Source organism: uncultured Phenylobacterium sp. (assembly GCF_902826855.1).
GTDB lineage: Bacteria > Pseudomonadota > Alphaproteobacteria > Caulobacterales > Caulobacteraceae > Phenylobacterium.
Map to the genome: position 1 here is coordinate 1 of NZ_CADEGK010000224.1, position 6660 is coordinate 6660.

Sequence of the window (6660 nt, forward strand, 5' to 3'; positions counted from 1 at the left end):
GGCAGAGGCGTGGCCGCCGCTGCCATCACCGGCCGCCGCCAGGCCCAATGCGTGCTCAACGGTCCTTCGAGGACACTGTCCAGAGAGACAGTTGGCTCGGGAGGATATCATGAAGGTTGCAAGCGACATCCGGCGGCACGCGCTTGCGTGCTCGGCCAGTACAATTCTGCTTTCGGCCGCAGCGGCTGCGGCACCGATGAGCGCATGGGCACAGGCGGCCAACCAGGGTCCAACCATCGGTGAGTTGGTGGTCACCGCCCAGAAGCGGGCGGAAAATCTGCAGGACGTGCCTGTGGCCGTCACCGCCTACACCGCCGAGATGCGCGACAAGACCGGCATTGTGACGGCGCAGGATCAGTTCAACTTCACGCCAGGGGTGAACTACTCCCCCGGCGCCGACCGGATCAGAATCCGGGGCGTCGGCCGCATCACCGGCTCGCTCGGCACCGACCAGGGCGTGGCGGTCTATCAGGACGGCTTCTACGTCGGCAGCGCCGCCGGCGTGAACGCCTCCAGCCTCGGCATCGACCGCACCGAGATCCTGCGCGGGCCGCAGGGCACCCTTTACGGACGCAACTCGATCGGCGGCGCGGTGAACGTCATCTCCCGTCGGCCCGACAAGGACTACAACGGCGAGGTTCGCGCCACCTACAACAACTACTCCGGCGTCACGTTCGAGGCCCGCGTGTCAGGACCGGTGAACGATAACCTTCGCCTCTCTGCTCAGATTACCGGCTTCCAGCAGGAGCAAGGCTACTACAAGAACACCCTCCCCCCGCCCTCCGCAGGATCAGTGCCGGGCGGCCCGAACGGCGCCGGTCCCCTGCTGAACACCGCCACCGTGCTGCCGGTGACCGAGGCCAACCTCGATGGCGTGGGTGACGAAGGCGAAGGCACCGGCCACGGCCGCACCATCAACCTCCAGGCCGACTTCGACCTCGGCGAGAGCTTCGATGGCTGGCTGCGCTACGTCAACATCGACAACCACACCCGCCCGCGCGACCAGGTCGGCATCAGCGAGTGGTCGCTGCTCCCGCTGATCGTCCCGAACGTGTTCACCGGCTTCAAGCCGGACCAGAACCCCGGCATCAAGGACCATCGCGCCTTCTTCGCCAACCGGGCGACGGACAACCACCTGCATGACTACCACCAGGTGATCGGCGAGCTCGTCTGGCATGGCGGCGGCTTCGACGTGAAGTACCTCGGCGGCTACACCGAATATGAAAACAACAACTTCATCGACGGCGATGCGACGGGGGACCCCAACTTCCGTACGCCCGGGCTGTTTGGCGGCACGACGATCGCCCGCAACGACATTGCCTACCGCACCGACCAAACCGGGGAGACGTTCAGCCACGAAATCAACGTCACCTCCACGGATGATGGTCCGATCCAGTGGCTGGCCGGCGCCTACTACTTCCGCGAAAAGATCACTCAGCACTTCGATGTGCCGGTCTTCGGGGAGACGGGGCTCGTCCAGACGACCGACTACCTGTTCCCGGCGTCGAACTTCTTCACCTCGGGCCTCCAGACTGCGATCGGCGCCGTGCCGTCGCGCCCGGTCGCAAATCCGGAGAGCCTGCTCTACGAATTCCAGGGGGACCTGAACACCGAGTCGTACGCCACCTTCGGACAGGTCGACTACCGGCCTAACGACCAGTGGCACTTCATCGCCGGTCTTCGCTATTCGAAGGACAAGAAGCGCGGTTACGAGTTCCAAGAAGCCATCACCCAGATCGTCCTGGCTGATCAGGCAACGGCCGCGGGCCTCGATGCGGTGCTGCTCGGCGCCGGGGTCGCGGGGTGGCCGAGGTATCCGGCGGGCCATCCGCTCGCCGGCCAATTCGTGCAGGACTATGTGTTCGGCAGCTGCAACGGCGCGGGCACCACCGCCGCCGCGGCGGCGCAGGGCATCCGCCCGGTCAGCCCGGTCACGGCCACTCAGGGGCCGTGCCCCGGACAGCGGAACTTGAAGGACTCCTGGTCGGCGGTGACCGGCACCGCGGCCGTCGAGTACAGCCCAAGCGAGGACACCAACCTCTACCTGCGCTACTCGCGGGGCTACAAGTCGGGTGGCTTCAACCTAGGCCAGCTAGCGCCCGGCGCAACTGTGGGCTCCGAGCATATCGACGCCTACGAGGCGGGCTGGAAGCAGGACTTCGGTCGCGCCCTGCAGATCAACGCCGCGTTGTACTACTATAACTACGAGGGTCTCCAGACCCTGAACGGCCGCGTGACGCAGGTCAGTCCGCCGATCATCATCAACGAACTGGTCAACATCCCGAAGTCGCGCGCCTATGGCGTCGAACTCGAGACCCGCTGGGCGCCGGTTGAAAACCTGTTGATCATGGCCAACTACGCCTACATCAACAACAAAATCAAAGAGGCCTGCTGCTTCGTCGACTTCTCGGATCCCATGGGCGTCCAACCCGGCGCCAATCCGGTGCCGGGTCAAGCGGGCGCGCAAAACCTGGCCGGCAACCGCCTGCCCGGCTCGCCGCGGCACAAGATCGCCGCCAGCGTCAGCTACACCTTCAACTTCGAACCGGGCGACCTGACGGTGTCGGTCGTCGAGGATTGGCACAGCAGCTTCTACAATTCGCTGTTCAACAATCCGCACTGGTTCGTGAAGGGCGCGGCGCAGACCAACGCCCGCGTCTCCTGGACGTCATCGAGCAAGAGCTACGAGATCATCGGCTCGGTGCGGAACCTGTTCGACAAGGAGATCCCGACGGCCTTCACCACCCTTGGGCCAAACAACAACTTCTACGAACTTCTGTCGTTGCAGCCGCCGCGGGTGTGGACGCTTGAACTGCGCTATAACTTCTGATCCCTTGAGCATGGGAGTAACCCGCAGCGGCTTGCTGTTGAGACCTTCGGTCTACAAGAGTTGAGCGAGGATGGTGCGTCGGCGGGGCCTCGCCCCGTCGACGTCCCCGTCGACGTTGACCGCCCCACCGGCTGACTCTCCTTCAAGGAGGAAGTCGCGTCCAGCCAGAGCCCTACTTGCCCCTAAGATGGTCCGGCGGCGTACGCCCCGTACGCTCGCCGTTTCACCGCATCGCGGGATCGTTGTTGAGTGGTGAGTTGAGGCCGTCGCAGTCTGAGCCCGAGTCATCTCGACGCCAAACGCCACTCTTCAACGCTCAAGCTCGAAACTCAGATTCGATCTCATTCGCTCCAGAAGCCGAAGGAGGGTCTGCTGGTCGGCACGAGTGATGCCTTGGAAGGTAACTTGGTTCAGCCAACTTGCCGCCGCCGTGAGTTCGGGCAATACGCTATTCGCTTTTTCGCCGGCCTCCACGATCCACTCTCTGGCATCTTGAGCCGAGCGTCGGCGCGTTACCAACCGTAGGCTTTCAAGCGCCCGCACCAATTGCCCGAGCGGCGCCCGCTCGAGTTCCAAACGCCGTGCGAGTTCCGACTGAGATAGGCCTTCGTTGTCGAGCACATAGACCAGGACCCGCCACTGAGGACGGGTGAGGCCAAGGTCCCGGACCTTCCGATCAAAGGCTCTGCGCATGAGGCGGGTGACGTCAGAAATAATGAACCCGGGCCCTTCCAGATGCGTGGCGACCCCTAACGGGTGCTTGACCCGCTCCCGTTGCGAAGCTTTCATGGCCCTCAATTCGCTCGAAATAGACAAACTATCACCTACGCTCCAGGCGACAGGGTATGCCCTCAGCGGGAAGGGGGAGTCTGTCTGACCCTGCAGGCTTGAGCAAGCCCGCAGCGCCGGGCTCTGGAGCCTCCGCGAGGTGCCTCTCGGGCTTGAGTAAGCCCCATGATTCTAGCCGCTCCGGCGGGCTCCCTGCGCGCACAATATGGACTAGTGTTAGGAAGCGGAAGGAACCCGGGGCCACCTGGGGCTCCGACACGAGTCCGCAAGGCCGCCCCCGATAACGTGCACCCCGACCTTTGACGGCTGGCCACTTCGACAAGGTCGGCGGCGAAGCGCTCAATCCATAGTCCCATCCGGCGCCCAACTGCTGTCGCCTTGACCGCGCAAATCCAAGGAAACGACTTTGAGGGAAATCTCCAGGATCAACCTACGGCTCTTGTGGCGAAGATCCTAGTCACCAGGGTTGCGTCCCACACACCGGGACCAGACATGACGAAGGATCGGGTCAATCAGTACCGATGCTGGACTCGGCCTGGTGCGGGCGCACCAGCAGGCGACGACAGGTCAGGGCTCCGGCTCAAAAGGGGCGCCTCGATCGTTCTTGAGGCGGACTGACCACCGAGGTGCACATGGCCTGCGACGGCCTGGGCCGCCCCGTGAGCTTCGTGATCGCTGCTGGGCAAAGTCACCGTGCCGGCGATGCTGCACGGCCAGGCCCCAGCGGCGGTGCTCGCCGATCGAACCTACGCGCCGACAGCCTTCGGGACCACCTTGAGGATCGGGGCCGCGTCGAATCCCGATCCCGCATGGACTTGCCTTTGCGCCTGGGTGGGATAACGGCGGCGATGCCGCGATGCCGCGATGCCGCGATGCCGCAGATCGGCCAGGGTGACGTCGGCGTTGTAACCCTGCGCCCAGCAGAACCGTCGGGCTCCGGCCCGCGATCGAAGGAGCAGACGGGCCACAGTGGCTCCTCCCTAGTTTTTTAAAATTGAAGCGTGGCGCTCCCGTCCAAACCGTGAAAAACTTTGGCGCATACAGGCGTCCACAACAGCTTGATGCGTCATCGGCGGGGGAGACAAGACCAGATGATTGAACGTCATTACTATGCCAGCGCCTCAGGCATGGCCTTGGTCGCGCTCATGCTCGCGGGCCCCGCCCAGGCCCAGACGCCTGCCGCCGCGCCGTCGACCGTGGAGGAAGTGGTCGTCACCGGCTCCTTCATCGCGGGAACGCCGAAGGACACGGCCATTCCCGTGGCCGTCATTGGCCAGGAGGAGCTGGAGCGCCGCGGTCAGCCATCCATTCTCGAGATCATCAAGGGTCTGCCGATCAGCGGGCCTGTGCTCGGGGATTCGAACCAGTTCTCGGTCGCCGCGTCGGGTCGCTCCGGGGGCGGCACCATCAACATTCGAGGCCTAGGAGCCCAACGTACGTTGGTGCTCGTGAATGGACGCCGCTTTGCCGGGGGCACCGCCGACACCAACCTGATCCCGGTCGCGGCGATCGGACGGGTCGAGATCCTCAAGGACGGCGCGGCGGCGACCTACGGCTCCGATGCGATCGGCGGGGTGGCCAACTTCATCACCCGCAAGAACTTCTCGGGTCTGGAATTGGCGGCCGATTATCGTTACGTGCCGGGCTCCGACGGGGACTACACCGCGAGCCTCCTTTATGGCTGGGTGGGTGATACGTCGAACGTCCTGATCAGCGTGGGCTACCAGCGCCGTTCCGAGCTCAGTGACACAGACCGCGACTTCACGAAAACCCCCTACCTAGAAAACCCGTCCGGCTGGTCGGTCCTGGGCAACCCCGGCGCCTATACCATCCGCGGTGGGGCCACCGGGACGACGGCCCTTGGCTTCGCGGTTGACGCCAACTGCGCCGCGGTCGGCGGCACGCCAAACTTCGCCGGCACCACACCTGCCTGCTACTTCAGCTACATACCCTTCGACAACCTGGTTGAGGAGGAAGACCGCTACCAGATCTACGGTGAATTCAACGCCGACGTCTTCCAAACCGGCAAGTTCCACGTCGAGGCGCTTTACACGCAGACCTCGATTCCCCGCATGCGCTTCTCGTCGGGCTATCCGCCCACCTCCGGTCCGAACGGGCCCGGGAGCGTGAACGTCTACAGCATCCCGTCGTCAAATCCCGGGTTCAACACGTTCCTGACCCAGACGGGCAATGGGGCTCTCGTGGGCGTGGCCGGCAACGCGCTGGCGACTCTGTGGCGGCCCTTAGCCAACGGCGGCAATCCGTCCACGGGCGGGCTCGGCGGGCAGAAGGGCAGCCGCAAATACGAGGAGCTGCGGATATCGGCGACCCTGAAAGGCGACACGGGGTTCGCAGGCATCGGTTACGACCTTGGCGTAACGTACATTCAGGAGAAGCAGGACCAGCAGACGACCGACATCCTGATCGACCGACTGCAGCGGGCGCTGAACGGCCTCGGCGGCATCGGTTGCACCGGCACGACACCTGGCGCCAACGGCTGCCAGTACTTCAACCCGTTCTCGAATGCCTATCCCGGGAACCCGGCCCTGGGCCTTACTAACCCGGGTTTCGTCCCGGCCAATGCCAATAGCCCGGCTCTCGTGGCCTCGCTGTTCGACCGACAGGTGTTCCGCGCAGAGCAGGAAACCTTCGTGGTCGACGCCGTCATCAACGGCCAACTGCCGATCACCCTCAGCGGCGGTCAGGTTGGCTGGGCTTTGGGCGCTCAGTACCGCAAGCTCGACTACAACCAGAGCCTGGGCAGCGACTTCTACAACGCCAACATCACACCCTGCCCGACGCCCGGGGTGACCAACTGCGCCTTCAAGACCGGCCCCTATATCTTCCTGGGCCAGAACATACCGCTGAAGCTCGAGCAGGACGTCTACGCGCTGTTCGGCGAGGTGAACATTCCGATCAGCGACGCGATCAACATCCAAGGCTCCGCCCGGTTCGAGGACTACGGCGGACAGACCGGATCGACCTTCACCCACATTTCCCAAGTAAGGCGCTGATTTCGCTGTCCTGACCATTATATTTCC

At 64.1% G+C, this 6660-nt stretch carries 4 protein-coding genes; 2 read left to right on the top strand and 2 right to left on the bottom strand.

The window, feature by feature from the left end; genetic code table 11:
* Positions 1-196 precede the first annotated feature (196 nt).
* On the top strand, positions 197-2830 hold the full coding sequence (locus QZV94_RS21485; protein WP_293681751.1) for a TonB-dependent receptor: 2634 nt from the start codon (positions 197-199) through the stop codon (positions 2828-2830).
* 309 nt (positions 2831-3139) lie between these two features.
* Here QZV94_RS21485 and QZV94_RS21490 read toward each other — a convergent pair whose 3' ends face one another.
* Both QZV94_RS21490 and QZV94_RS21495 read right to left on the bottom strand, forming a co-directional pair.
* Positions 3140-3619 (bottom strand): MarR family transcriptional regulator, encoded by a 480-nt coding sequence (locus tag QZV94_RS21490; protein ID WP_293681754.1) that lies wholly within the window; start codon positions 3617-3619, stop codon positions 3140-3142.
* A 746-nt stretch (positions 3620-4365) separates the two neighbouring features.
* Positions 4366-4587 (bottom strand): hypothetical protein, encoded by a 222-nt coding sequence (locus QZV94_RS21495; RefSeq protein WP_293681757.1) that lies wholly within the window; start codon positions 4585-4587, stop codon positions 4366-4368.
* 123 nt (positions 4588-4710) lie between these two features.
* On the opposite strand from QZV94_RS21495, the gene QZV94_RS21500 reads away from it, so the two are divergent.
* A complete protein-coding gene (locus QZV94_RS21500; protein ID WP_293681759.1) occupies positions 4711-6633 on the top strand; it encodes a TonB-dependent siderophore receptor in 1923 nt (640 codons plus the stop codon).
* The last annotated feature ends 27 nt before the right edge of the window (positions 6634-6660 follow it).

Bases quoted from the DNA above. Each gene is read 5' to 3' on its own strand.
- QZV94_RS21485 (WP_293681751.1), top strand. From the start codon at position 197: ATGAGCGCATGGGCACAGGCGGCCAACCAGGGTCCAACCATCGGTGAG.
- QZV94_RS21490 (WP_293681754.1), bottom strand. From the start codon at position 3,619: ATGAAAGCTTCGCAACGGGAGCGGGTCAAGCACCCGTTAGGGGTCGCC.
- QZV94_RS21500 (WP_293681759.1), top strand. From the start codon at position 4,711: ATGATTGAACGTCATTACTATGCCAGCGCCTCAGGCATGGCCTTGGTC.